Here is a 23,396-nt window from a genome sequence, read left to right as displayed (position 1 = left end):
CATAAATGGCCTGTCATCGATAGGCGATCCTTGCGGGCAGGCTCAGCCGGATCGAGGTGCCCTGACCGGCTGCATTGGCCACGCCGAAGGCACCGCCCAGCCGCTCTATCCGCTCACGCATGCCCGTCAGGCCGAAATGGCCTTCGCGCCCGCCGGCGGCCCGCACGTCCTCGGGCAGGCCGACGCCGTCGTCCACCACCCGCAGCGACAGCCGGTCGCGACCGTGGTGGATCTCCACCCGCACCGCGCTCGCTTTCGCGTGCTGGACCGCGTTGGCCAGAGCCTCGCCGACCGCCAGTTCAAGCTCCTCGGCCACAGGGGCGCCCACCAGCTGCTCGGGGCCGTCCACCCGCACTTCCCACGCCAGCGTATCGCCCACCACGCGGCGGGCGCAGGCGCGCAGGGTGTCGGCGATGCACTTGGGCTCGGCATCCTCACGCAGGCCGCGCACACGCTCCCGGCCATGGAGCAGGACGTCATCGGCGCGGTCCAGCGCTTCCTCGATGGCGGTGCGGGCGGGACTGCCCGGCGCCGTCAGGTGCAGCACCGTCTGGAACCGCAGCATCAGGCCCTGGAAGCCCTGCAACAGCGTATCGTGCAAGTCCTGCGCGATGCGCTCGCGCTCGGCCACGCGCTCCTCGATGCGATCGCGCAGAGCCTGCATGGCAAGGCGGATGCGCCAGCGGACCAGCGCCCAGCCGCCCAGCACCATGCCTGCCAGCACCGCCAGCCGGAACCACGCGGTCTGCCAGAAGTGGGGGGTAATGACGAAGCTCACCGTTGCGCCGCGCTGCGCCCACGGCCCGTCCTCGGTGGCGGCGGTGACGTGGAAGCGGTAGGTTCCCGGGCCAAGTCCGGCATAATCGACACGGCGGCGGCCCTGCGCGGCGACCCAGCCTTCGTCCACCCCATCCAGCCTGTAGCGATAGCGGTTGCCCTCCGCATCGGCCAGGCCCAGCCCGACGTAGGACAGGCTGACGCGGGTCGTTCCTGCAGGCAGGCGCGCGCCCGCCAGCGGATAGCCGCGCCCGTCCACCTCCAGCGCAGTGACGTGGACTGGCATGTTCCCCGCTTCGGGCGTCAGGCGGGATGGGTCGACCTGCACCACACCGGTGCTGGTCACGAACCACAGGCGGCCCTGCGCGTCGACGGCGGCATCGTTGGCAGAATAGGTCTCGGTCCGTGCCCGGATCACCCCGTTCTGGCCGAACCGTGCGAGTGGGATCGACGCGCCGGGACGATCGAAGGCGGCTTCAAAGTCGGCTCTTGCCACACGAATGATGCCGCCGGCCGAGATCAGCCAGTAATGTCCGTCCACCCGGACGATCCCCATCACTCCCGCCAGCCAGGGATAGGTGCGCGCGCTCAGCTGGCGGACGCGGCGACCGTCGTAGCGTGCAAGTCCCGCCTCGCCGCCGATCCAGGTTTCCCCGTCCATCTGCTTGAGCATGCGTACGAAGCCGACGCCCTTGCCGCTGTTCGGCCCTTTGCCTTCCGGCCAAACCGGCGTCGTCTTTCCATCATGGACGCGGGCGAGCATGCGCAGGGGCTGGTTGACGATGAAGGTGCCCGGACCGGTGGCAATGAACGTGGTGGCGGGGGGCAGGCTATCGTCCTTGATCCAGCGCGTGCCGTCCAGCCGGTACATCCCGTTGGCGGATACCGCCTGCCATATCCGTCCATCTGGATCGGAAGCGCAGGCCTGACCGAACTCGCGCTGACGTTCCAGCGGGCCGATGATCCGCGTCGGCGTGGAGCCGCGTACGAGATATTCGTTCCTGTACGTCAGGGCATAGGCGCCGACACCTGAAACGGAACATATTTCCGCCAGCAGACCGGATTTCAGTATCAGCTTCGCCTTGCCGTCGATGATGCGGTAGAGGCCCTCGTCCCCGCCGATGTAAAGCGATCCGTCCGGGCCGGTGGCAATGCCGGTGCGCACGCCCTTGATCGCGGAATAGCGCACCACCGGCGTGCGCACGAAACGATGCAGGCCATCGGGCGCTCCGCCCCAGATCGTCCCTTCGGCATCGCGCAGCAGGGTGGTGATCGGGGCGGGGTAGACCACGGCCCGGTCCATCGAAAGATCGCCTGCGGGCACCGTCGCCAGACCGGACGCATTGCCGGCGACCCATAGCAGGTTGTCGGCATCGAACAGCAGGCTTCGCGCCCCCTCGCCCCCGCCCAGCGGTTCGCCGAAGCCTACGCCGGTCGGCACGAAACCGCGCGGCGTCAGGCGCTGCAGGCCGTCGCTGGAAAAGAACCACATGCCCCCGTTCCGATCCTCCTGAAAGGCGGGGCCAAGGTTGATCTGGCCGGGGACGACGTCGAATGCCCGATGGCCGGGAGAAAGGCGCAGGACTTCGGGGTTCGAGGCGATCCAGACGGTGCCGTTGCGCTGCCGGTACATCCGCATCAGGGGGCCATCGACGTCGATTGCGTCCCACCGGCCCCTGACCAGATGCCTCAGCTGCGATCCGTAGCCGCTCCAGGAGGAAACCCACACGCTGCCATCAGGTGCGACTGCGATGTCGGTCACGCGCCCGCGCGGTTTGCCGGGGTTGGCGCCGCGCAGCCTGCCATCTTTCAGGTGCGTGATACCACCGAAGGCATAGCCGACCCACAGGCTGCCGTCCGGCGCTGCCGCCAGCGCGGTGACCTGTCGCGAGCGGAAGTTGTCGAAATCTTCCGGGTCGATGCGCTGGAAGGTCAGCCCGTCAAACCGGTACAGCCCGTCACCCGAACCCAGCCACAGGAACCCGTCGCGGGTGCGGGCCATGGCGCGGATGTCGGGCGGGGCGCCATCGGCCAGCGACCAGTGGCGGCTGGCATATCCGGGAATCTCGGTAGCCGGAGATGCATGGGCGGCAGGCGCGCAGAAAACCACGCCTGCAAGGGCAAGGATCGGTGCAGTTCGGCAGGGCAGGCGGCGCATCGCCCGCGCATTGCATGTGCATGCGCGGGCGGCAAGCAAACCTTGGTTTAGGCCCGGATCGAAGGGGTCACGGCCGGTGCGGGGCGGCGGCGGCGGGGTCGCTGAGGAACACCAGCGTCGCGCCCAGCACGATCGCGCCTGCCAGAGCCAGCGGCAGGGCCAGCCCGCCGTGCATCAGCAGCAGCGCGCCGATGGCAGCACCCGCGAAGATCGACAGCACCGCGCCAATGCGCCGCGCGAAGTTGGGGGTGCGGCCCGCGGTCTGGTCGGCGGCGATGCCGGTGATGGTCAGGGTCAGCACGGTGGTCGTCAGGTCCGGCACCTTCAGCTGGCGCACGGTGGCGTTGCGCAGGCCCATTGCAAAGCCGGTCAGCGCGATGACGCCCATCACCGCTGCCTTGGACGCCTGCGCGGCGACATCGACGTCCAGCGCGATCGCCGCCGCGATCCACAGCAGCCCGGCCTCCACCACGGCGGCCCACATCAGCCAGCGGCCAAGCGGACGGTCGGCATGCGCGCGCGCCAGGTGGCCCGCGCCCCACGCCCCGCCCATGAAGGCAAGCAGCGCCAGGACAGAGGGGATCACCTTGAACCCCGGCGTGCCCGCCGCCGCGAAGCCCAGGAACACGACGTTGCCGGTCATGTTGGCGGTGAACACCTTGCCCAGCCCCAGCACCGATGCGGCATCGACAAGGCCGGTCGTGGCGGACAGCAGCAGCAGCAGGCAGGGCAGCAGGGTGGACTTGGCGGTCGGCTGGTCGGCAGGGGTAGGCATGATGTGATCTCCTGAATGGTGAAGAGGGTCTACCGGGTGCAGACCTGCCGGGTTATTGGAATAATCTGCGTCGTCTTGTTCGATGAACCGGAACGGACGTCAGAACCGAAAATTGCTTTCCAGCCCCAGCATGTGGATGGTTCGGGCGCTGCCGGTGTCGCGGATGAACGCGCCCGGTGTGAAGGCTGAGACCGACATCGACAGTTCCATTTCCGCCGTAGCCTGCCACGCGATGGTGGCTTCCACTTCGGTGCCGATGAAGCGCGCGCGGCTGCCTCCGGCGGCGCGGATCAGGTTGCCGGGGATGTCGTAGATCCCGTCGCTACGCGACTGGCGCCAGTATGCCGCCGCCGCGATGCCGGCAGAGACGGTCGGGGCCAGCTGCATGCCCAGCGCCGGATGGACGTTGACGATGTTGTACGGCCCCACCGGCGAAAGTTCGCCGAAATACTTGCCCTTGGGGAACAGCGCGTTGAACGTGCCGAGCGTTGCATTGTTCGGGTCATGATCGCCGCTGACCATGTTGGCGCGGAAGGTGACATCAGGTGACAGCGGCAGGTCGGGAAAGGCGCGACCCACCTCCGTGCCCACGGTCCACGCAGAGATCGTCCCGCCGTCGAACGTGCCGAACTGGTATACGCCCTCGACGTTCCAGTGCCAGTCGCCCCGCACCGCATGCCATCGCGCGCCCAGGCTGTGGCGCGTCTCGCCGCCCGACCGCGTGCCCCAGAGCGCCGCATCGTTGCGATAGCCGAGATAGTAGAGGTCCAGTTCGGGCATGGCGGCATAGGCGCCCCAAAGCGCTTTCTGCGATGACGTGCGATCGTCGAAGCTGCGGGTGCCGGGCTGGACCGGGCGCAGTGCCAGCAGGCTGACTCTGGCGCTGCCCACGGATACATTGGCGCGCAGGCCGTCGAACGCCAGCGGCACGTTGGGCCCATAGCGTGTGCCGACCAGCCGCTCCGTCCCCAGCGACAGCATCTGCCGCCCGGCGCGCAGGGTGACGGGGCCGAGTTCCGCCTCGGCGAAGCCCTGCAGCAGGTCCACGCCGGTGCTGTCCACCGGGCCGGGCGCGGGCGCGACCCCGATCGAGGTGGCGAGGATCGGCTGAACGAAGGCGCGCAGCTTGCCGACGTGCAGGTCCGCATAAGGCAGCGCGCGCAGCCAGACATAGCCATCGTCCGGCGCATCGGCGCTGCCCCACAGGTTGTCGTCGTAGCTTTCGCTGCGGGCGCGCAGTTCGATGCCGGTGGAAAGCCAGGCGTCGTCCGACAGCGGGATGTACTTGAACGGGCCGGTCCAGTGGTGATCGCGCTTTTCGGCGTTCTCCAGATCGGACCAGTCCTCGTCGTAGCGGGTGATGGTAAGGGTGGGCGCTTCCCACGCCTCCTTCGGCGCGGCGAGGGCGGCGTGGGGCAGCAGCGCGCCCACCGCCGTCGCCGCAAGCGAAGCGAGGCGGCGGAGCCTAGGCATCGCGCTGCCCCTTGCGCGCCAGCACGGCGACCAGCACGAAGCCGCCGACAAGGCCCATGTGTTCGAAGAAGGCGTTCATCGCGCCGAACCGTTCCGGACCATCGGGCATGGCCCAGAATGCATTGGCGACCAGCGCGGCAAAGAAGGTGAACACGCCCAGCATTCCTGCGCCCAGCCAGACCAGCCGGCCCGACAGGATCAGCAGCGGTCCGATGAGTTCGACCGCAATGGTCAGCGCCGCCCACAGCGCGGGCGGGGTCAGGCCGAAGTGGGCCTGTTCCGCCAGCGCGGCGGGCCAGTCGCCCAGCTTGTCGATGCCGCCCACGAGGTAGGCGCTCACCAGCAGCAGCCGGGCGAGGAAGGCGGTGGGGGTGAAGTCCAGCACGGCCCCGACCAGCGAAGGCGTGCGATCGATCGGGGGCAGGCTGGCCATCGGCTTATGCTCCCTGATGGATTTCGGCGATGTAGCCGCCGGGGAACCGGACGATGGCGGTCTGGCGCTTGGCTGCCGTGAACGGGGCGACAAGGGTCTCGACACCTGCCGCATTGGCCTTGGCCAGCGTGGCGGCAAGGTCGGGCACGGCATAGCCGGTCATGTCGCGGCCATAGGGCCAGGGCAGCTGCCCGTCCGAGACGAAGACCACCATTTTGCCATAGCCGCTGTCGATGGAGACGCGGCGCACGGTCTTGCCGGGTTCCCCGATCTCGGCTCCCGAAGCGGCCTTGTCGTCGGCGGTGACCTTGCCGTGGGCGTAGCCGGTCCAGCTCCTGACGAAGGCGTCGGCGGCGTCAGGCGTCAGGTAGACGCGGTTTTCCGGCACGCTTGCCAGCGCGGGATAGCTGGGCTTGGCGGTGTGCCAGTAGATCTGCATGTTCACGCCGCCCGGCCACTGCACCACGGAATCGCGCCCGATGGGATCGGGGAACGTGGCAATGCGCCGCACCGCGCCGTGCTTCACCGCAGAGGCCACCGCCGCGTCGATGTCGGTGACCAGATAGCCGGTGCGCTCGTCACCGAAGGGGTAGGGGATCGGCGTCTTGAACCCGAACACCGAGACGGTGCCCGAAGGGGTCAGCACCAGCTGCGACTTGGTCAGGCTCTTGGTCGGCGTCACCTGAAACTCGCCCTGCTTGCTGGTGGTGCCGCCGAAGGTGGCGACGAAGCTGGAGACGAAAGTGTCGAACTGGTCCTGCGGCACATAGACATGCGTGGTGTCGTACTGCGCGCCAACAGCGTAGTCGGTGGTTTCGGCGGCATAGGCGGGCGCCGAGGTGAGGACGGCGGCGGCGATCAGAAAGGTGAAGCGCTTCATCGGGGATGCTCCTTGGGGGCGAGTTTCATCGTTGCCCGAACCGGCTCGCCAAAGGGGTCGGCGGCTGGTGCGAGACGGTATAAGCGGCAGTCGAACTTCAAACGATCCGAATAAAATCGTCTGACTTGTTCAATATTATCGAATGGTCCTGTGGGGGCTCACACCGCCCAGCAGCCGCAGCCGAGCGATCCCCAGAACGTCTGGACATCGGCAGCGGGGACGTTCGCGCCCAGTGCGGCGGCGTGGTCGTGGCCGTGGACGCCGCAGCTGCTGACGCAGCCGCAGGCCGACGCCAGCTTCTGCTTCGCTTCAGGCGTCTGGTAATAACCGCCGAACGTGGCGACCGGCGACCAGTCCGGCATGGCGCGGGGAAGTTCGGGCGCCAGCGGGGCGAAATCGCCGTCGCCATGCACCACCTTGCCGCCCAGCAGGGTCAGGATCGAGCGGATGTGCACGATCTCGTTGTCGGGTACGGCGAAGTAGTCGTCGGACAGCAGCGCAAGGTCGGCCAGCTGGCCTGCTTTGATCTGGCCCTTCTTGCCCACTTCGGTGGAGAACCAGGTGTTCTCGTGCGTCCACATGCGCAGCGCCTTCTCCCGGCTGACGCGGTTGTCGCCGCGATAGAGCGAGAGGCCGCCCACGGTGCGCCCGGTGACCAGCCACGACAGCGAAACCCACGGGTTGTAGCTGGCGACGCGGGTGGCGTCGGTGCCTGCGCCCACCGGGATACCGGCGGCGATCATGCGGGCGATGGGCGGGGTGCGCTCCGCCGCCTTGGCGCCATAGCGTTCGACGAAGTATTCGCCCTGATAGGCCATGCGGTGCTGCACGGCGATGCCGCCGCCCAGTGCCGCGATGCGATCGATGTTGCGGTCGCTGATCGTCTCGGCGTGGTCGAAGAACCAGTTGATCCCTTCAAGAGGGATGTCGCGGTTGACCTTCTCATAGACGTCCAGCGCGCGGTCGATCGTCTCGTTGTAAGTGGCGTGCAGGCGCCAGGGCCAGCGGTTCTCTGCCAGCAGGCGGATGACGGGTTCCAGATCGCCTTCCATCTCTGGCGCCATGTCGGGGCGCGGCTGGCGGAAGTCCTCGAAGTCGGCGGCGGAATAGACCAGCATTTCGCCCGCGCCATTGTGGCGATAGGTGTCGTCGCCCTGGCCGGGCTTCACCTGCTTGGCCCAGCCCTTGAAGTCGTCCAGCTCCTCCTTCGGCTTCTGGGTGAACAGGTTGTAGCTGATCCGCACGGTCAGCTGGTCTTCGGCGTGGAGCTTCTCGATGATCTCGTAATCGTCGGGATAGTTCTGCGCGCCGCCGCCCGCGTCGATCACGCCGGTCACGCCCAGCGCGTTGACTTCGCGCATGAAGTGGCGGGTGGAATTGAGCTGGTACTCAGGCGGCAGCTTCGGCCCCTTGGCCAGCGTGGAATAGAGGATCGTCGCGTTGGGATGCGCCAGCAGCAGGCCGGTGGGGTTGCCCTGTGCATCGCGCACGATCTCGCCGCCCGGCGGGTTCGGGGTGTCCTTGGTATAGCCCACCACGCGCAGCGCGGCGGCGTTCAGGAGCGCGCGGTCGTAGAGGTGCAGGATGAACACCGGCGTATCGGGCGCCACGGCGTTCAGCTCCTGGATCGTGGGCAGGCGCTTTTCGGCGAACTGGTGCTCGGTGAAGCCGCCGACCACGCGCACCCACTGCGGGGCGGGGGTACGGTCGACCTGCGCCTTCAGCATCGCCATCGCTTCGGACAGGCTGGTCACGCCGTCCCAGCGCAGTTCCATGTTGAAGTTCAGCCCGCCGCGGATGATGTGCATGTGGCTGTCGATCAGGCCGGGGATCAGGCGGTGCCCCTTGGCGTCGATGATCGTCGCTTCGGGAGCGGCGGCGCGGACTTCCTGCTCGCTGCCCACCGCCAGGAATCTGCCGTCGCGGATCGCCACGGCTTCGGCCTGCGGGTTCTCGCGGTCAAGGGTGGTCACCTTGGCGTTGACGATGATCGTGTCGGTCATTCTCGAATCCTTGGTTCGACCCGCTCGGGCCGCGAGGGTAGTGGGCAGGAGCGACGCGGCGGCCGCTCCCAGAAGCGTGTGGCGCCGCGAGATCATGCGTCGTGCTTGTCAGTGTCGCCTGGAAGGCGGCCGAGCACATGAGCGCGGCATTCGGTCATGACGAACTCGACGACATTGTTCTTCGTCATGAACCGGCCGGCCAGCGGGATGATCTGCTCGCCCAGCAGGATGCCGAGGAGGCCGGCCAGCGCGATCATCGGCGGCGCTGGCGAACGAACGCCGAGGAGGCTGTAGACGACACCCACCAGCAACCCGGCGGCGATGGAGAGAAGGTAGGCTTTCATCGGGAAGTCTCCTCGGCGTCGAACCGATCAGCCCTGCACGAAGGCGAGCAGGTCGGGGTTGATGGTATCGGCGTTGACGGTCAGCATCCCGTGCGAGAAGCCGGGATAGATCTTGAGCGTCGCGTTCGGCAGGATCTCTGCCTGGAGCACGCCGGCGTTCTTGTAAGGCACGACCTGATCGTCATCGCCGTGGAGGACGAGGGTCGGGACGCTGATCGCCTTCAGGTCGTCGGTCTGGTCCGTTTCCGAGAACGCCTTGATCCCTTCGTAATGGGCCTTGGCGCTGCCCATCATGCCCTGGCGCCACCAGTTGTCGATGACGGCGGGCTTCACGTCCGCGCCTTCGCGGTTGAAACCGTAGAACGGGCCGGATGCGACATCGCGGAAGAACTGCGCGCGGTTGGCGGCAAGCCCGGCGCGCAACCCGTCGAACACGTCCATGGGCAGGCCGCCGGGATAGCGTTCGGTCTTGAGCATGATCGGCGGCACGGCGCTGACCAGCACGGCCCTGGCGACGCGGCCCTGCGGTATGCCGTAGCGGGCGACATAGGCGGCCACTTCGCCGCCGCCGGTCGAGTGACCGATATGGACGGCATTGCGCAGGTCCAGATGCTCCGTCACCGCAGCGGCGTCGGCGGCGTAGTGGTCCATGTCGTGGCCTTCGCTGACCTGTGCGGAGCGGCCATGGCCCCGGCGGTCATGCGCGACGACGCGAAAGCCCTTGGACAGGAAATACAGCATCTGCGTGTCCCAGTCGTCCGACGAGAGCGGCCAGCCGTGGTGGAAGACGATCGGCTGCGCGTCCTTCGGACCCCAGTCCTTGTAGAAGATCTCGACGCCGTCCTTGGTGGTTACGTATGCCATGATGCTGATCCTTCGGATGGGTTGGTACTGATGGGGCTTCGACAAACTCAGCCCGCCCTTGAAAGAGGGGGCGAGGGCAGACTGAGCTTGTCGAAGCCCCCTCGCAAGGAGGGGGCTGGAACCGGCGACCCGGTGAGGGCCAGGGGGGTGTGAGCCGCCGGTTCCGAACTGAAATCAGTGACCGCCTTCGGAAGCGCCGAACATGGTTTTGGCGTACTTGATGCCCAGGCCGTAAGCGCCACCCCAGACCTTGGCGATGCCGGTGGTGCTGTCGTAGGTTTCGGTGCGGGCCCAGTCGCGCTGCAGTTCAAGCAGGTACTGCAGCGAGGTCATCGGCACCGCGCCCAGCTGGATCATGCGCTGGACGGCGCGTTCATGGGCTTCTTCGGAAATGTCGCCGCAGGCATCGGTGATGACATAGGCCTCGAAGCCCTGGTCGATGGCTGAAGCGACCGGGCCGACGATGCACACCGAGGTCCACAAGCCGGCGAAGACGATGCGCTGCTTGCCGATGCGATTGATCTCGCAGATCACGGCTTCGTCTTCCCAGGTATTCATCGAAGTGCGGTCAAGCAGTTCCTGGCCGGGGAAGGCATCGGTGATCTCATCGAACATCGGGCCGGAGAAGCTCTTTTCGGCGACGGTCGTCAGGATGGTCGGCACGTCGAACGACTTGGCACCGCGAGAGATCAGCGCCGCGTTGTTGCGCAGCAGTTCGGGCGAGATCGACTTGGTGGCGAAGCTCATCTGCGACTGGAAATCGATCAGCACCAGAGCGTGGTTGTCGGGCGAGATCAGCGACTTGCCCGGAGTTGCAGTGGCCGTGGTGGTTGCGGTGAGCGTCATTGGAAAAGTCCTCCTGTTGCTGGGCGTCTCGGCCCGGTGAGGTCTTTCTGACGCATCGCCGGGCTTCTAAAAAGGCGGATAAAATAGGTTCTGATGTTCGATGAAGTAGAACATTTGCTCAGCCATGCGATGGGCTGTGGCAACGCCGATATGCAGGCGAACAGGCGCGATTCGATACCAACCGAACGTATACCCACTGAATAGAGGGTGGTGCGCGGCGCCGGTGCCATGGGCCGTTGCGGGCTGTCGTCGAATTTCAGTCATGAAACCGTCGTCGAACTGCCTCTGAACCTGCGTTTTTGTTTCATGAAGCGCTCGTAGCAATCGCCCCCGCGACCAAACCAAAAGGGGGCACACCATGACCGAGATGAATCCCGCCACGATGTATTCGGATGGCGACGTAAACACCAACGACAGCACCCAGCGTTCGCTGGAAAGCATGGCGGCAGAACGCTATTCGCGTCGTCAGGCCCTCTATCGCGGCGCCGGCGCCACCACGATGGCGTTCATGGGCACCAGCCTGCTGGCGGCCTGCGGTGACGACAACGGCGAAGGCGGCACCATCGGCGGCGCGGTCAACGTGACCGCGGGCAGCAACGTGGCGACCAGCGCGGGCCGCGTCGTGACCCTTACCGGCACGGTCAGCGGCGAAGCCACTTCGGCGGGCTGGACGCAGGTAAGCGGCCCCGAAGTCACGTTCGGCGGCGGCGGCACCGTGGTGACCTTCCTTGCTCCTGCCGTGGCGACGGCCACCGACCTCGTCTTCCGCTTCAGCGCGAAGCCGGTCCTCGGCACCCCGGTGACCGCCACCACCACCGTGCGCGTTTCGCCCGCCGTGCTGGGCTTCACCGCCGTGGCGCACAGCCTCGCCGACGTCGTCGTGGTGCCTGAAGGCTACTCGGTCACCGTGATGACGCGCCTTGGCGACCCGCTGACCGCCACCACGCCGGCCTACAAGAACGACGGTACCGACACCGACTTTGGCAACCGCATCGGCGATCACCATGACGCGCTTGCCTGGTTCGGTCTGTCTGGCGCCGGCACGGTCGATGCCAACGCTTCGACGCGCGGCCTCATGGTCCAGAACCATGAGAACATCACGCAGAAGTACCTGCACGCCGCTGCGCCTTCCACCGGCGCGCGCGACGAGGCCGAAGTCATCAAGGAAATGAGCTGCCACGGCGTTTCCATCGTCGAATACAACGACGCCGGCGACCGCAAGTGGAGCTATGCCCAGAACAGCACCTTCAACCGCCGCATCACGCCCTTCACCGAAATGGCGTTCCATGGCCCCGCCGCCGGTTCGGCCATGCTGCGCACGCAGTATTCGCCGGAAGGCACCAAGGGCCGCGGCACGATCAACAACTGCGCCAACGGCGTCACCGGCTGGAACACGTATCTCACCTGCGAGGAAAACTACGCAGGCTACTTCCGTCGCGATGCATCGGACAATGCACTGCGCACCACGCGTGAACTGATGTCGCTGCGTCGCAATGGCGTGACCAGCACATCGGGTAACTATGGCTGGTCGCGCGCCGCCACCACCAACACGGCGATCACGCGCTGGAACGCGACAATCAGCAGCGCCACGGCAACCTCGGCGAACGATTTCCGCTATGAGATGAACCAGATGGGCTGGGTGGTCGAAATCGACCCCTACGATCCCAAGTCCACTCCGCGCAAGCGCACTGCGCTGGGCCGCTTCGGTCACGAAGGAGCATTCGTCCGCATCGCCGCGAACCAGAAGGTCGGCTTCTACATGGGCGACGACTCGGGCGGCGAATACATGTACAAGTTCGTTTCCACCGCGACCTGGAACCCGGCTGACGCCACGTCGACCAACCGCCTCGCGATGGGTGACAAGTACATGGATGCCGGCATCCTCTACGTCGCCCGCTTCGATGCGAACGGCACCGGCGCCTGGCTTCCGCTCGTCTACGGTCAGGTTCCCGACCGTCCGGCCAGCGGCACCAACTATCCCGAACCTTACGTCTTCGCCGACCAGGCCGACATCTGCATCAACGCCCGCCTTGCCGGCGACGCGCTGAAGGCGACCCCGATGGACCGTCCCGAATGGACCACGGGCAACCCGGTGACCGGTGAAATCTACCTCACCCTCACCAACAACAGCGGCCGCACTGCCGCCACCACCAATGCGGCCAACCCGCGTGCGTACCAGAACAATCCGGGTTCGGGTTCGGCCAGCAACCCCAACGGCCACATCGTGCGCATCCGCGAAGATGGCGACACCACCAGCGCGCTGACGTTCAAGTGGGACATCTACATGTTCGGCGTCGATTCGACGGATTACCCCGCCAGCGCCACCAACGTGAACGTGTCGGGCCTGACCGTCGCCAACGACTTCTCCAGCCCCGACGGCGCGTTCTTCTCGCGTGCGACCAACGCCGGTGGCCAGGTGAAGCCGCTGCTGTGGATCCAGACCGACGACGGCGCCATGACCGACCGCACGAACTGCATGATGCTGGCCGCCATTCCGGGCAACGTGGGTGATGGCGGTGCGGCGACCATCAACAACGGCGCAAGCACGCAGGGCACCATCGTGGGTGCAAAGGCGACTGCCGCCAACCTGCGCCGCTTCCTCGTCGGTCCTATCGATTGCGAGATCACCGGTGTGGACACCACGCCGGACGGGCGCACGATGTTCGTGGGCATCCAGCATCCGGGCGATGGCGGCACGATCGCCGCGCCTTCGGGCCACTGGCCGGACTCGCAGGCGACCGGCACCGCCGGTGCCACCGTACGTCCGCGTTCGGCCCTGATCGCCATCACCAAGAACGATGGCGGCGTGATCGGCCTGTAAAGGCACAGACCTCCCCAACGGGAGAATGCAGGGGGAGGGGACGCCAAGGCGGCGTTCCCTCCCTTCTCGTTTTGAGGGTGGAACCACCTCGATCCTGCGGGAGTTTTCCGCAGATACAGGCGAGCGGCGCCTTTCATGCCGTTCCTGCATCGAAAGGTTCCCGATGAACACCAAGATCCTTGCCCTGGCGCTTGCCGGTTCGACGATGGCGCTGGGCGGCTGCGTGACGGACGGATACGGGGGCGGCTATGGCTACAGTTCGATCGGCTGGGGCACGCCTTATGCCTATGACGGTTGGTACGACGGCTATTACGGCTCGATCCACGACGGCTACTGGGGCAGCGACGACTACTTCTACTACCGCAATTCCGACCGCGACCGTCGCTATCGCCGGGGCGACCGGAGCCACATCATGCGCAGCGCTCCGCAGGGTCAGCACCGCTACCGGCAGTTCCGCGGAGAAATGCGCCCGCAGCAGGGCATGAAGATGCCGATGTGGCGCGGCGGGGGCGATCATCGGGGTGGCGATCATCGCGGTGGAGGCAGAGGCCCCGGTCGCGGACGGCGCTGAGGGGGCTTACGCGCCGCCGTAGCTTTCCAGTTCCTCTTCGGCCATTTCGTCGCGCTCGATCTCGAGTTCCGCCGCGTGGGCGAGCCGTCGCTGTTTTATGCCCTCGATCTTGCGGTTGATGCTCTCGATCACTTCCTCTGACGAGGCTGGCGAGATTTGTAATCCGCCACGATCCGTTCGTAGAGCGCCGAGCCGGGCTGCGGATCGTTGCCCGGCCTGTCCGAATAACGCCCCGCCATCCGCTGGCGCAGCAGGAACAGCATCAGCGTGGTGTCGTGGCGCACGTAAGTGGCCACCACCTTGCCCTGGCTTGCCACCGGGCGTTCCTCGCCCAGGATCGCGCGTTCCAGCGCACAGTCCTGCAGGCGCATCATACCCCGGTCGACCGCCATGTTCCAGGCAGCAGAGAACCCTTCCGCGCCCTTGCGGTGCCGCAGCTTGTAAAGCGCCTCAAGGCTGGCGCCGATGGTGCGCGCCGCCTGCGTGACAATCCCCGTCGCGGCCAGCGCGGCGATGAACATGCGCTGCCGATCGGGCGTGATGGCGTTGCGGCGCGGCTGGACATGCAGATAGGGCGCAAAGCCCAGCAGCGGGTCGTCTTCGTCGGGCATGTCCTCGAAGAAGGCCACTGCCGATGTGCGCCGGGCAGGCCGCACGGATCGGGTTCGGGGGCAGGCGCGATCGAAATGCGGGCCTTCGCAATCCGAGGCGTCGAAATCATCAGGCTGGTGCGACATAAGGCGGGAAACTCCATGCTGGATCGGAGCGGGCGTCCCTTACGGCGGACCTATGTATGCCGAACGCGGGCCTGTAGGAAAATGGTTTGTCGTGCGTCTGCGGTTTCCGCGCGTCGGCATCGTGCCGGATACGAGAAAGGGAGCCTTTCGGCTCCCTTTCCGTTGGTCGTACTGGTCAGGGTAGTCAGGTGCTGCCGGTGGACGAACGATCGGTCGAGGTGGTCCCGCCAGTGGTCCCCGGCGTCGATCCGCCCGAGGCGCTGGCCGTGCTTCCCGAATGAGAGAGCCCCGGCGTGCTGGTGCCCGCCGTCACGCTGTCGGTTCCGCTGCGAATCCGCAGGTTGTTCTGGACATGGCGCACGCCGGTGACGTCGTCGGCCACGTCCTCGGCCCGGCGCTTGTCCGTGCGGCCTGAAACCGAGCCTTCCAGCGTGACTTCGCCATCCTTTACGGTGACGCGGATGCTGCTTGCGTCCAGACGCCAGTCATGCGTCAGCGCGTCGTTCACATCCTCGCGGATGCGCTCGTCCGACCGGGTATAGTCCGAAGGACCACGCCCGCGATGGTCCTGCTCGCGGCGCCTTGCGGCATCCTCGTCTCCGAACCAGCTGGCGATTTCGTCACCGGCCCGTTCCAGGAAGCCGCGGCTTTCGCCATATTCGCGCCAGTCGCCATAGTCCCTGCCGGAAGAGCGCTCGGAGGACTTGCGGCCCCAGCTGCCCGGGCCATAGCTTGGGCGGTAGCTTTCGCTCGATGCGCCGCCGCCGCTCAGCCCGCCCCCCCGCCGGGAGAAATCGCGCCCGCCGAAGTCTTCGCTGGTGAAGCTGGAATAATCGTTGCCGCCGCTGGCGTCGAACGACCGGATGGGATAGTCCGCATCACGTCCGCCGGAAGACCGATAACCCCGGCTGCCACGATAGTCGGGCCGGTATTCGCCCCGGTATTCGCTTTCGCCATACGCGCCATAGCGCCGGCCGCCGCCCGGACGCCCGGCATCGCGCCAGTCGTCATCGCGGCCATACGACGTCTCGCGATCGCGGTCCCAGCTGCGGTCCCAGCTACGGTCTTCGTCGTCTCGCCGGTCGAAGCCATATCGCGATCGGCTGCCGCGCTCCGACTGGTAACGGTCGGATGAATATCGATCGGACGGGTAGGCAGACTGATAGCGATCCGAATGTCCGCCAGCGGTGCCAAGGGACCGGGTCTCGCGCTCCTCGGTACGGCCCTGTCCCGTGCTGCCGCGATCCGTGTCGCCCCAGTTCGCGCCGGAGCCGGTCTGGTTGCTGCTGTCGTCCTGCCACTGGGTCGCCTGCTGCGGCGAATTCCAGGAGTTGTCGTCGCTGCGATAGCCACCGGCCTGACGGCTGCCTGGATCACGTCGGTTCATGGATGCTCTCCTTGTTGTTGTGCGGGCATCGGGCGAGTGGCACAAGCGGCCACCCCGACGTCCGCCTTCGTGATGACAATGAAACCGAGCGGACGATGGTATCGATCCACTGTCCGACGCTCCGGGGCGCGGTTCCGTCGCAGCATCGCCGGATCATCGGCTATCCCAAGCGCGCTTGACCCCGCCGGCCCTATCCCTTAAAGGCGCGCATCCCTCGCGGGTCCGCTCGCGGTGGATGATTTAGAGCTGAACATTGTCGTTCTGGCGCGTTTCTGCGGTTTTTTAGGGGCCATGCCTCTGACTGGCTGTGGATTTCGGACTGGCTCCTGAACCCGAATCGGGTGAGGGGGCATCCGGCGGGCGGGCGGCAAAGTAATCCGGCAGTGCTTTTCGGCAGCCGGGTGGAGTGTTTTTCGGCTCACGGGTGCGGCCTTTTCGAAAGAAGGCGGGCAACCCGATCACGGTTCCGGGCTTTGCCGGATATCGCGGTCGCGGTTTCCTTTCGGCGCATGTCCGTGAACGTCTACTCTTCTCCCGTCACCGCTGATCCAAGCCCTCCCGGCCCGGTGACCTTGCCGGGGTGCGACGGGTCGATACCGATGATGTCGGTGCCGATCCATCGCACTCCCATTTGAAAGAAGAGTATAGATGCCCACTATCAACCAGCTGGTCCGCAAGGGCCGCGAACCGCAGAAGGCCAAGTCCAAGGTTCCTGCGATGGAGCAGAACCCGCAGAAGCGCGGCGTCTGCACCCGCGTCTACACGACCACCCCGAAGAAGCCGAACTCGGCACTTCGCAAGGTCGCCAAGGTGCGCCTGACCAACAGCCGCGAAGTTATCTCGTACATTCCGGGTGAAGGCCACAACCTGCAGGAGCACTCGGTCGTGCTCATCCGCGGCGGCCGCGTCCGCGACCTTCCCGGCGTTCGCTACCACATCCTGCGCGGCGTGCTCGACACCCAGGGCGTCAAGGACCGTAAGCAGAGCCGCTCGAAGTACGGCGCCAAGCGTCCGAAGTAAGCTGGTCGCAGCCTGAAAGGGCTGCACGGTATGGAATTTACCGGCCGGTGATGCTCACGCTCCCGCCCGAAAATACAAGGAATATCAACGATGTCACGTCGTCGTCGTCCCGAGAAGCGGGAAATCCTGCCTGATCCCAAGTTCGGGGATCTCATCCTGTCGAAGTTCATGAACAACCTCATGTACGACGGTAAGAAGTCGGTCGCCGAAGCGATCGTCTACGGTGCCATGGAAACCATGGAAACCCGCGCCAAGTCCGACCCGATCCAGCTGTTCCACGACGCCCTGAACAACGTCGCGCCGCAGATCGAAGTGCGTTCGCGCCGCGTCGGTGGTGCCACCTACCAGGTTCCGGTCGAAGTGCGCCCCGAGCGCGCCCAGGCCCTGGCGATCCGCTGGCTGATCACCGCCGCGCGCAACCGTCCCGAGACGACCATGTCGGCGCGTCTGTCGGGCGAACTGCTCGATGCGTCGAACAACCGTGGCAACGCGGTCAAGAAGCGCGAAGACACGCACCGCATGGCGGACGCGAACCGCGCCTTCTCGCACTACCGCTGGTAATGTGCTGGGTGTGCGCCCGGTGGCCCAAGCGGTCATCCGGGCGTCACACTTTTATTTCAGGGGGCGAAGGTCTATCTCAAGGCCGCTTCCGCTCCCGAAACCCTCGCTAAGGATTCTCCCATGGCACGCAGCCATCCGCTGAATATGTACCGTAACATCGGTATCATGGCGCACATCGACGCTGGCAAGACCACGACGACCGAGCGTATCCTCTACTACACCGGCAAGTCCTACAAGATCGGCGAAGTCCACGACGGCGCCGCGACCATGGACTGGATGGAGCAGGAGCAGGAACGCGGCATCACGATCACCTCGGCTGCCACCACCTGCTTCTGGACCTCTGAGGGCCAGGAATACCGCATCAACATCATCGACACCCCGGGCCACGTCGACTTTACCATCGAAGTCGAACGCTCGCTGCGCGTGCTCGACGGTGCGGTTGCGTGCTTCGACGGCGTTGCCGGCGTTGAACCGCAGTCGGAAACCGTGTGGCGCCAGGCCGACAAGTACGGCGTGCCGCGCATGTGCTTCATCAACAAGCTCGACCGTACCGGTGCGAACTTCAAGTACTGCGTGCAGTCGATCATCGACCGCCTTGGTGCGACGCCTGCCGTGCTCTACATCCCGATCGGCCTCGAAGCCGACCTGAAGGGCCTCGTCGATCTCGTCCACAACCGCGCCATCGTCTGGAAGGACGAATCGCTGGGTGCCGAGTTCTTCTACGAGGAAATCCCGGCAGAGCTGGCTGACGAAGCCGCCGAGTACCGCACCAAGCTCATCGAACTCGCCGTCGAGCAGGACGATGCCGCGATGGAAGCGTACCTCGAAGGCAACGAGCCCGACGTCGAAACGCTCAAGAAGCTGATCCGCAAGGGTACGCTGGGCCACGCGTTCGTGCCGGTCGTCTGCGGTTCGGCGTTCAAGAACAAGGGCGTGCAGCCCCTGCTCGACGCCGTCGTCGACTACCTGCCTTCGCCGCTCGACATCGAAGACGTCCAGGGCGTCAAGGTCGACAGCGACGAGCCCGACAGCCGTCCGCCGTCGGACGATGCTCCGTTCTCGGCGCTCGCGTTCAAGGTCATGAACGACCCGTTCGTGGGTTCGCTCACCTTCGCCCGCATCTACTCGGGCACGCTCTCGAAGGGTTCGTACCTGAACTCGGTGAAGGGCAAGAAGGAAAAGGTCGGCCGCATCCTCGAGATGCACGCCAACGAGCGCAAGGACATCGAAGAAGCCTTCGCAGGCGACATCGTCGCTCTGGCGGGCATGAAGGAAACCACCACGGGCGACACGCTCTGCGCCGAACGCGCGCCGATCGTTCTCGAACGCATGGAATTCCCCGAGCCGGTCATCGAACTGTCGGTGGAACCCAAGACCAAGGCCGACCAGGAGAAGATGGGCATCGCGCTCAACCGTCTCTCGGCCGAGGATCCCTCGTTCCGCGTCTCGACCGACCACGAATCGGGCCAGACGATCATCAAGGGCATGGGCGAACTTCACCTGGACATCATCGTCGACCGCATGCGTCGCGAGTTCAAGGTCGAAGCCAACGTCGGTGCGCCGCAGGTGGCTTACCGCGAATACCTCGGCAAGCCGGTCGACATCGACTTCACCCACAAGAAGCAGTCGGGTGGTACCGGTCAGTTCGGCCGCGTGAAGGTCAAGGTCACCCCCGGTGAGCGCGGTTCGGGCATCACCTTCAAGGACGAGATCAAGGGCGGTAACATTCCGAAGGAATACATCCCCGCGATCGAAAAGGGCATGCGCGAAACCGCTGCCTCGGGCTCGCTGGTCGGCTTCCCGATCATCGACTTCGAAATCGTCCTCTACGACGGTTCGTACCACGACGTCGACTCGAGCGCCCTGGCGTTCGAAATCGCCGGTCGCGGTGCCATGCGTGAAGTCGCCCAGAAGGCCGGCATCAAGCTGCTCGAACCGATCATGAAGGTCGAGGTCGTGACCCCGGAAGAGTTCATGGGCGACGTCATCGGCGACCTCAACTCGCGTCGTGGCCAGATTCAGGGCACCGACAGCCGCGGCAACGCACAGGTCGTGGAGGCGAACACCCCGCTCGCCAACATGTTCGGCTACGTTAACTCGCTGCGCTCCTTCACCCAGGGTCGCGCGAACTATTCGATGATCTTCTCCCACTACGACGAAGTCCCGGCGAACGTCGCGGCCGAAGTCAAGGAGAAGCTCGCCTAAGGGCGCGCTTCAAGGAGAAGCTTGCCTGCGGGCAAGAAAGGTTTTAGGGGCGGCGCCTGATTCCATGGGAGCCGCTCCGATACCCGCGGATTCAAATTCAAGACGAAAGAAGGTTTGAAAATGGCCAAGGCAAAATTCGAGCGGAACAAGCCGCACTGCAACATCGGCACCATCGGTCACGTCGACCACGGCAAGACCACGCTGACCGCCGCCATCACCAAGGTGATGTCGGAGACCTTCGGCGGTGAAGCCGTCGACTTCGCCAACATCGACAAGGCTCCCGAAGAGCGCGAGCGCGGCATCACCATCTCGACCGCACACGTCGAGTATGAGACCGACGCCCGTCACTACGCGCACGTCGACTGCCCGGGTCACGCTGACTACGTGAAGAACATGATCACCGGTGCTGCCCAGATGGACGGCGCTATCCTGGTCGTGAACGCTGCTGACGGCCCGATGCCGCAGACCCGCGAACACATCCTGCTCGCTCGCCAGGTCGGCGTGCCGCAGCTGGTCGTGTACATGAACAAGGTCGACCAGGTCGACGACGAGGAACTGCTTGAACTCGTCGAACTCGAAGTTCGCGAACTGCTCTCGTCGTACGACTTCGACGGCGACAACATCCCCGTCATCAAGGGTTCGGCTCTGGCCGCTCTCGAAGGTCGTGACGACAACATCGGCAAGGAATCGATCCTCGCCCTGATGAAGGCCGTTGACGAGTTCATCCCGCAGCCGCCGCGTCCCACCGACAAGGCGTTCCTGATGCCCGTCGAAGACGTGTTCTCGATCTCGGGTCGTGGTACGGTCGTCACCGGCCGCGTCGAGACCGGCATCATCAAGGTTGGTGAAGAAGTCGAAGTCGTCGGCATCCGCAACACGCAGAAGACCACCGTCACCGGCGTCGAAATGTTCCGCAAGCTGCTCGACCAGGGTGAAGCCGGCGACAACATCGGCGCACTGGTTCGCGGCCTGAAGCGTGAAGACGTCGAGCGTGGCCAGGTTCTGGCAAAGCCCGGCACCGTGACCCCGCACACCGAGTTCTCGGCAGAAGTCTACGTTCTGTCGAAGGACGAAGGTGGCCGTCACACGCCGTTCTTCGCGAACTACCGTCCGCAGTTCTACTTCCGCACCACCGACGTGACCGGCGAAGTGATCCTCCCCGAGGGCACCGAAATGGTCATGCCGGGCGACAACGTCTCGCTGTCGGTCAAGCTGATCGCTCCGATCGCGATGGACGAAGGTCTGCGCTTCGCAATCCGCGAAGGCGGCCGCACCGTCGGCTCGGGCGTCGTTGCCACGATCACGAAGTAATTCGTCGATCGGCCAACAACGGCTGAAAGTGATTGGCCCGGCGTCTCGCAAGAGACGCCGGGCTTTTCGCGTCAGGACGGCGGCGTCCGGAAGGATACCCGTAGCGCCCGCGGGCGCTCAGGGTGCCCGCAGCTCTCCTCGCCCGATCTTCCAAGCGTCCGAGCCTTTCGGCGCCTCGGGGATAGAGCTGAGGTCGATGTAGTACACCGGCGGCGGCGCGCGACCGAACGGGATCGTGATGCACGGCCCCATGCAGCTCGACGGCGGCGAAAAGTCCGGAGCGCGAGGAACGCCGGTCCGCGTGCTCTCGTCTACCGACTTCGATGGCGGAACCCGCTGGCTGTTGCCGTCTCCGCCATGGGAGCATACGACGATCGTACCGGTATCCCCCTTGTTGCCGGCACTGGCAGCGGCGCGGCAGGCATCGTCCACCGGCCCGCCCCGCGGATCGGGAATGCTGGCATGGGCCGTCAGTACGCCGGTGTCGTCACTAAGGTCGATGGGGATTTCCTGCCCGGTGGGCGGGTACGCGTCGGTCGCGAATGCGCGGTTCGGCGCCAGGCAGGCGAGGATCACCACGGCAAGTGCGGCGCGAACTGTGATATTTACGGGCATGGGCAGCGGCTTCTGTTAGGCGTCGCCCTTCCGACGTAGGCATCGCACGGGCCGCAGGGAAGGGGCCAATGAGACGAACTGCGTGGGCTGCATGCAAAAACTCGCGAAAGGCTGCGAGATTCAGGCTTGCCCGACTCGGGATCCACGTGTAGGGGCGCGGTTCGAATTTGACGGGACCTCGGTCCTATGGCTCTTTCTCATCGGTAGTAGGTAATGGAAGCTCAGAACATCCGTATCCGCCTGAAGGCGTTTGACCATCGCGTGCTCGACCAGGCTACTGGCGAAATCGCCGACACGGCCCGCCGCACCGGCGCTCTGATTCGTGGCCCCATTCCGCTGCCGACCAAGATCGAGAAGTTCACGGTCAACCGTGGCCCGCACATCGACAAGAAGTCGCGTGAGCAGTTCGAAGTCCGCACGTACAAGCGCCTGCTTGACATCGTGCAGCCGAACGCCGCCACGGTCGACGCTCTGATGAAGCTGGACCTGGCCGCCGGCGTGAACGTCGAGATCAAGCTGGCCTGAAGCCGGTTTAACGGGGTGATCTGAAAAGGTCGCCCCGATGGTCCTTTCCGATCGGACCCTAACTAGATCGAGGATTATCTTGTCGGCTTTCGCAAGCCGGCTTTGCAGGGAGAAACCTGCAGGGACAGCGCCCCGAGGGATCAGCCCGAAGGGACACAAGGGATACCTCCGGCGACGCCCTCGGGCTTCGTTCGGGAATGCGTCCCCCGTCTCGTTTCCGCAGTTCGCAAGAGCTGCAGGGAACACCTGACCCGGACGGGGTTCGTATCACACACAGGGTTGGACATGCGTGCGGGGGATGGTCCTGCGTACGCCTCTGTAAGGAGTAAGGTCATGCGTACCGGCGTGATCGCAAAGAAAGTCGGGATGACCCGCCTGTTCCAGGAGGACGGTCGCCATGTGCCCGTCACCGTCCTGGCACTGGAGGATTGCCAGGTCGTCTCTGTCCGTACCGAAGAACGTGACGGCTACGTCGCCGTTCAGCTCGGTGCCGGCGAAGCCAAGCAGAAGAACGTTGCCAAGCCGCAGCGCGAGCACTTCGCGAAGGCTCAGGTTCCCCTCAAGATGCGCGTCGCGGAATTCCGCGTCGCCGACGATGCCCTCCTCGAGGTTGGCGCGACGATTGCGGCTTCGCACTTCGTTCCGGGCCAGCTAGTCGACGTGGGTGGTCACACCCAGGGCAAGGGCTTCCAGGGCGCGATGAAGCGCTGGGGCTTCGGCGGTATGCGCGCCACCCACGGTGTGTCGATCTCGCACCGTGCGCACGGTTCGACGGGTAACCGTCAGGATCCGGGCAAGGTGTTCAAGAACAAGAAGATGGCCGGCCACATGGGCGACCGTCAGCGCACCCAGCAGAACCTCGAAATCGTCCGCGTGGACGACGAGCGCGGCCTGATCTTCGTCAAGGGCTCGGTCCCGGGCGCGAAGAACTCGTGGCTCACCGTTGCGGACGCCGTCAAGGTCGACCGCCACGCCGAGGCTCCGTACCCCGCCGGCATCAAGTCGGTGGCCAACACCAACGACACGGCCGCTGCCGAGACCCCCGCTGACGTGGCGGCTCCCGAAGCGACCGAAGGCCAGGAGGGCTAAT

21 protein-coding genes are annotated in these 23,396 nt (G+C 65.5%); 8 read left to right on the top strand and 13 right to left on the bottom strand.

Annotated features, from left to right (window positions below; genetic code table 11):
• Window positions 1–13: 13 nt before the first annotated feature.
• The 9 genes from GGR40_RS15470 to GGR40_RS15430 all read right to left on the bottom strand — a co-directional run bounded on the left by GGR40_RS15470 (window position 14) and on the right by GGR40_RS15430 (window position 10,553).
• Window positions 14–2,935 (bottom strand): sensor histidine kinase, encoded by a 2,922-nt coding sequence (locus GGR40_RS15470; protein ID WP_429277136.1) that lies wholly within the window; start codon window positions 2,933–2,935, stop codon window positions 14–16.
• A 67-nt stretch (window positions 2,936–3,002) separates the two neighbouring features.
• Window positions 3,003–3,710: a YoaK family protein gene (locus GGR40_RS15465; RefSeq protein ID WP_429277135.1), complete on the bottom strand. Its 708-nt coding sequence runs from the start codon at window positions 3,708–3,710 to the stop codon at window positions 3,003–3,005.
• 99 nt (window positions 3,711–3,809) lie between these two features.
• Window positions 3,810–5,183: an alginate export family protein gene (locus tag GGR40_RS15460; protein ID WP_429277134.1), complete on the bottom strand. Its 1,374-nt coding sequence runs from the start codon at window positions 5,181–5,183 to the stop codon at window positions 3,810–3,812.
• Window positions 5,176–5,616, bottom strand: coding sequence for a DoxX family protein (locus tag GGR40_RS15455; RefSeq protein ID WP_429277133.1), 441 nt, complete (start codon window positions 5,614–5,616; stop codon window positions 5,176–5,178). The genes GGR40_RS15460 and GGR40_RS15455 overlap by 8 nt, the downstream gene beginning before the upstream one ends.
• 4 nt (window positions 5,617–5,620) lie before the next feature.
• Window positions 5,621–6,496, bottom strand: a complete 876-nt coding sequence (locus GGR40_RS15450; protein ID WP_429277132.1) for a glyoxalase — start codon at window positions 6,494–6,496, stop codon at window positions 5,621–5,623.
• 158 nt (window positions 6,497–6,654) lie between these two features.
• On the bottom strand, window positions 6,655–8,499 hold the full coding sequence (locus tag GGR40_RS15445; RefSeq protein ID WP_429277131.1) for an amidohydrolase: 1,845 nt from the start codon (window positions 8,497–8,499) through the stop codon (window positions 6,655–6,657).
• Between the two features lie 92 nt (window positions 8,500–8,591).
• Window positions 8,592–8,843 carry a DUF1427 family protein gene (locus GGR40_RS15440; protein ID WP_429277130.1) on the bottom strand — a complete coding sequence of 84 codons (252 nt, stop codon included), beginning with the start codon at window positions 8,841–8,843 and terminating at the stop codon, window positions 8,592–8,594.
• 27 nt (window positions 8,844–8,870) lie between these two features.
• A complete protein-coding gene (locus tag GGR40_RS15435; protein ID WP_429277129.1) occupies window positions 8,871–9,707 on the bottom strand; it encodes an alpha/beta fold hydrolase in 837 nt (278 codons plus the stop codon).
• A 174-nt stretch (window positions 9,708–9,881) separates the two neighbouring features.
• The gene (locus GGR40_RS15430; protein WP_429277128.1) at window positions 9,882–10,553 is read right to left on the bottom strand and encodes a hydrolase; all 672 of its coding nucleotides are present in this window, start codon (window positions 10,551–10,553) and stop codon (window positions 9,882–9,884) included.
• Between the two features lie 358 nt (window positions 10,554–10,911).
• Between GGR40_RS15430 and GGR40_RS15425 the strand changes: the two genes are divergently transcribed.
• Together GGR40_RS15425 and GGR40_RS15420 are read left to right on the top strand one after the other, a co-directional pair.
• Window positions 10,912–13,374 carry a PhoX family protein gene (locus tag GGR40_RS15425; RefSeq protein WP_429277127.1) on the top strand — a complete coding sequence of 821 codons (2,463 nt, stop codon included), beginning with the start codon at window positions 10,912–10,914 and terminating at the stop codon, window positions 13,372–13,374.
• Window positions 13,375–13,537: 163 nt separating this feature from the next.
• Entirely contained in the window at window positions 13,538–13,945 is a 408-nt protein-coding gene (locus GGR40_RS15420; RefSeq protein WP_429277126.1) for a hypothetical protein, read from the top strand.
• Between the two features lie 6 nt (window positions 13,946–13,951).
• On the opposite strand, the gene GGR40_RS15415 is transcribed toward GGR40_RS15420, so the two are convergent.
• The 3 genes from GGR40_RS15415 to GGR40_RS15405 all read right to left on the bottom strand — a co-directional run bounded on the left by GGR40_RS15415 (window position 13,952) and on the right by GGR40_RS15405 (window position 16,069).
• On the bottom strand, window positions 13,952–14,077 hold the full coding sequence (locus tag GGR40_RS15415) for a hypothetical protein (protein WP_429277125.1): 126 nt from the start codon (window positions 14,075–14,077) through the stop codon (window positions 13,952–13,954).
• Window positions 14,074–14,682 (bottom strand): hypothetical protein, encoded by a 609-nt coding sequence (locus GGR40_RS15410; RefSeq protein ID WP_429277124.1) that lies wholly within the window; start codon window positions 14,680–14,682, stop codon window positions 14,074–14,076. Before GGR40_RS15410 ends, GGR40_RS15415 begins: the two co-directional genes overlap by 4 nt.
• Window positions 14,683–14,866: 184 nt before the next feature.
• On the bottom strand, window positions 14,867–16,069 hold the full coding sequence (locus GGR40_RS15405) for a BON domain-containing protein (RefSeq protein WP_429277123.1): 1,203 nt from the start codon (window positions 16,067–16,069) through the stop codon (window positions 14,867–14,869).
• 648 nt (window positions 16,070–16,717) lie between these two features.
• Between GGR40_RS15405 and rpsL the strand changes: the two genes are divergently transcribed.
• From rpsL to tuf, 4 genes are all read left to right on the top strand, one after another.
• The gene (gene rpsL / locus GGR40_RS15400; protein WP_007011879.1) at window positions 16,718–17,089 is read left to right on the top strand and encodes a 30S ribosomal protein S12; all 372 of its coding nucleotides are present in this window, start codon (window positions 16,718–16,720) and stop codon (window positions 17,087–17,089) included.
• A gap of 90 nt (window positions 17,090–17,179) precedes the next feature.
• Window positions 17,180–17,650 (top strand): 30S ribosomal protein S7, encoded by a 471-nt coding sequence (gene rpsG / locus GGR40_RS15395; protein WP_008828242.1) that lies wholly within the window; start codon window positions 17,180–17,182, stop codon window positions 17,648–17,650.
• A gap of 120 nt (window positions 17,651–17,770) precedes the next feature.
• Window positions 17,771–19,855 carry an elongation factor G gene (gene fusA / locus GGR40_RS15390; RefSeq protein WP_429277122.1) on the top strand — a complete coding sequence of 695 codons (2,085 nt, stop codon included), beginning with the start codon at window positions 17,771–17,773 and terminating at the stop codon, window positions 19,853–19,855.
• A 120-nt stretch (window positions 19,856–19,975) separates the two neighbouring features.
• Window positions 19,976–21,166, top strand: a complete 1,191-nt coding sequence (gene tuf, locus GGR40_RS15385; RefSeq protein WP_429277121.1) for an elongation factor Tu — start codon at window positions 19,976–19,978, stop codon at window positions 21,164–21,166.
• A gap of 117 nt (window positions 21,167–21,283) precedes the next feature.
• Here the strand turns inward: tuf and GGR40_RS15380 are convergent, their stop codons facing one another.
• Window positions 21,284–21,781: a hypothetical protein gene (locus tag GGR40_RS15380; protein ID WP_429277120.1), complete on the bottom strand. Its 498-nt coding sequence runs from the start codon at window positions 21,779–21,781 to the stop codon at window positions 21,284–21,286.
• A gap of 213 nt (window positions 21,782–21,994) precedes the next feature.
• Here GGR40_RS15380 and rpsJ point away from each other — a divergent pair, with 213 nt between their 5' ends.
• Window positions 21,995–22,306, top strand: a complete 312-nt coding sequence (gene rpsJ, locus GGR40_RS15375) for a 30S ribosomal protein S10 (protein WP_007011873.1) — start codon at window positions 21,995–21,997, stop codon at window positions 22,304–22,306.
• 333 nt (window positions 22,307–22,639) lie between these two features.
• Window positions 22,640–23,395: a 50S ribosomal protein L3 gene (gene rplC / locus GGR40_RS15370; RefSeq protein WP_429277119.1), complete on the top strand. Its 756-nt coding sequence runs from the start codon at window positions 22,640–22,642 to the stop codon at window positions 23,393–23,395.
• Window position 23,396 lies beyond the last annotated feature (1 nt).

Origin of the sequence: Novosphingobium gossypii, from assembly GCF_050433305.1 — a bacterium.
In the GTDB taxonomy this organism is placed as follows: Bacteria; Pseudomonadota; Alphaproteobacteria; order Sphingomonadales; family Sphingomonadaceae; genus Novosphingobium; species Novosphingobium gossypii.
The sequence above is the reverse complement of the archived record's forward strand: the minus strand, read 5'-3'. Positions and strand labels throughout refer to the sequence as shown.

Coding starts and splice junctions, on each gene's coding strand:
- GGR40_RS15405 (WP_429277123.1), bottom strand. CDS start 16,069: ATGAACCGACGTGATCCAGGCAGCCGTCAGGCCGGTGGCTATCGCAGC.
- GGR40_RS15430 (WP_429277128.1), bottom strand. CDS start 10,553: ATGACGCTCACCGCAACCACCACGGCCACTGCAACTCCGGGCAAGTCG.
- GGR40_RS15425 (WP_429277127.1), top strand. CDS start 10,912: ATGACCGAGATGAATCCCGCCACGATGTATTCGGATGGCGACGTAAAC.
- GGR40_RS15470 (WP_429277136.1), bottom strand. CDS start 2,935: ATGCGCCGCCTGCCCTGCCGAACTGCACCGATCCTTGCCCTTGCAGGC.
- rpsJ (WP_007011873.1), top strand. CDS start 21,995: ATGGAAGCTCAGAACATCCGTATCCGCCTGAAGGCGTTTGACCATCGC.
- GGR40_RS15455 (WP_429277133.1), bottom strand. CDS start 5,616: ATGGCCAGCCTGCCCCCGATCGATCGCACGCCTTCGCTGGTCGGGGCC.
- GGR40_RS15435 (WP_429277129.1), bottom strand. CDS start 9,707: ATGGCATACGTAACCACCAAGGACGGCGTCGAGATCTTCTACAAGGAC.
- tuf (WP_429277121.1), top strand. CDS start 19,976: ATGGCCAAGGCAAAATTCGAGCGGAACAAGCCGCACTGCAACATCGGC.
- GGR40_RS15420 (WP_429277126.1), top strand. CDS start 13,538: ATGAACACCAAGATCCTTGCCCTGGCGCTTGCCGGTTCGACGATGGCG.
- GGR40_RS15460 (WP_429277134.1), bottom strand. CDS start 5,183: ATGCCTAGGCTCCGCCGCCTCGCTTCGCTTGCGGCGACGGCGGTGGGC.
- GGR40_RS15410 (WP_429277124.1), bottom strand. CDS start 14,682: ATGTCGCACCAGCCTGATGATTTCGACGCCTCGGATTGCGAAGGCCCG.
- rplC (WP_429277119.1), top strand. CDS start 22,640: ATGCGTACCGGCGTGATCGCAAAGAAAGTCGGGATGACCCGCCTGTTC.
- GGR40_RS15440 (WP_429277130.1), bottom strand. CDS start 8,843: ATGAAAGCCTACCTTCTCTCCATCGCCGCCGGGTTGCTGGTGGGTGTC.
- GGR40_RS15450 (WP_429277132.1), bottom strand. CDS start 6,496: ATGAAGCGCTTCACCTTTCTGATCGCCGCCGCCGTCCTCACCTCGGCG.
- GGR40_RS15465 (WP_429277135.1), bottom strand. CDS start 3,710: ATGCCTACCCCTGCCGACCAGCCGACCGCCAAGTCCACCCTGCTGCCC.
- fusA (WP_429277122.1), top strand. CDS start 17,771: ATGGCACGCAGCCATCCGCTGAATATGTACCGTAACATCGGTATCATG.
- rpsL (WP_007011879.1), top strand. CDS start 16,718: ATGCCCACTATCAACCAGCTGGTCCGCAAGGGCCGCGAACCGCAGAAG.
- GGR40_RS15380 (WP_429277120.1), bottom strand. CDS start 21,781: ATGCCCGTAAATATCACAGTTCGCGCCGCACTTGCCGTGGTGATCCTC.
- rpsG (WP_008828242.1), top strand. CDS start 17,180: ATGTCACGTCGTCGTCGTCCCGAGAAGCGGGAAATCCTGCCTGATCCC.
- GGR40_RS15445 (WP_429277131.1), bottom strand. CDS start 8,499: ATGACCGACACGATCATCGTCAACGCCAAGGTGACCACCCTTGACCGC.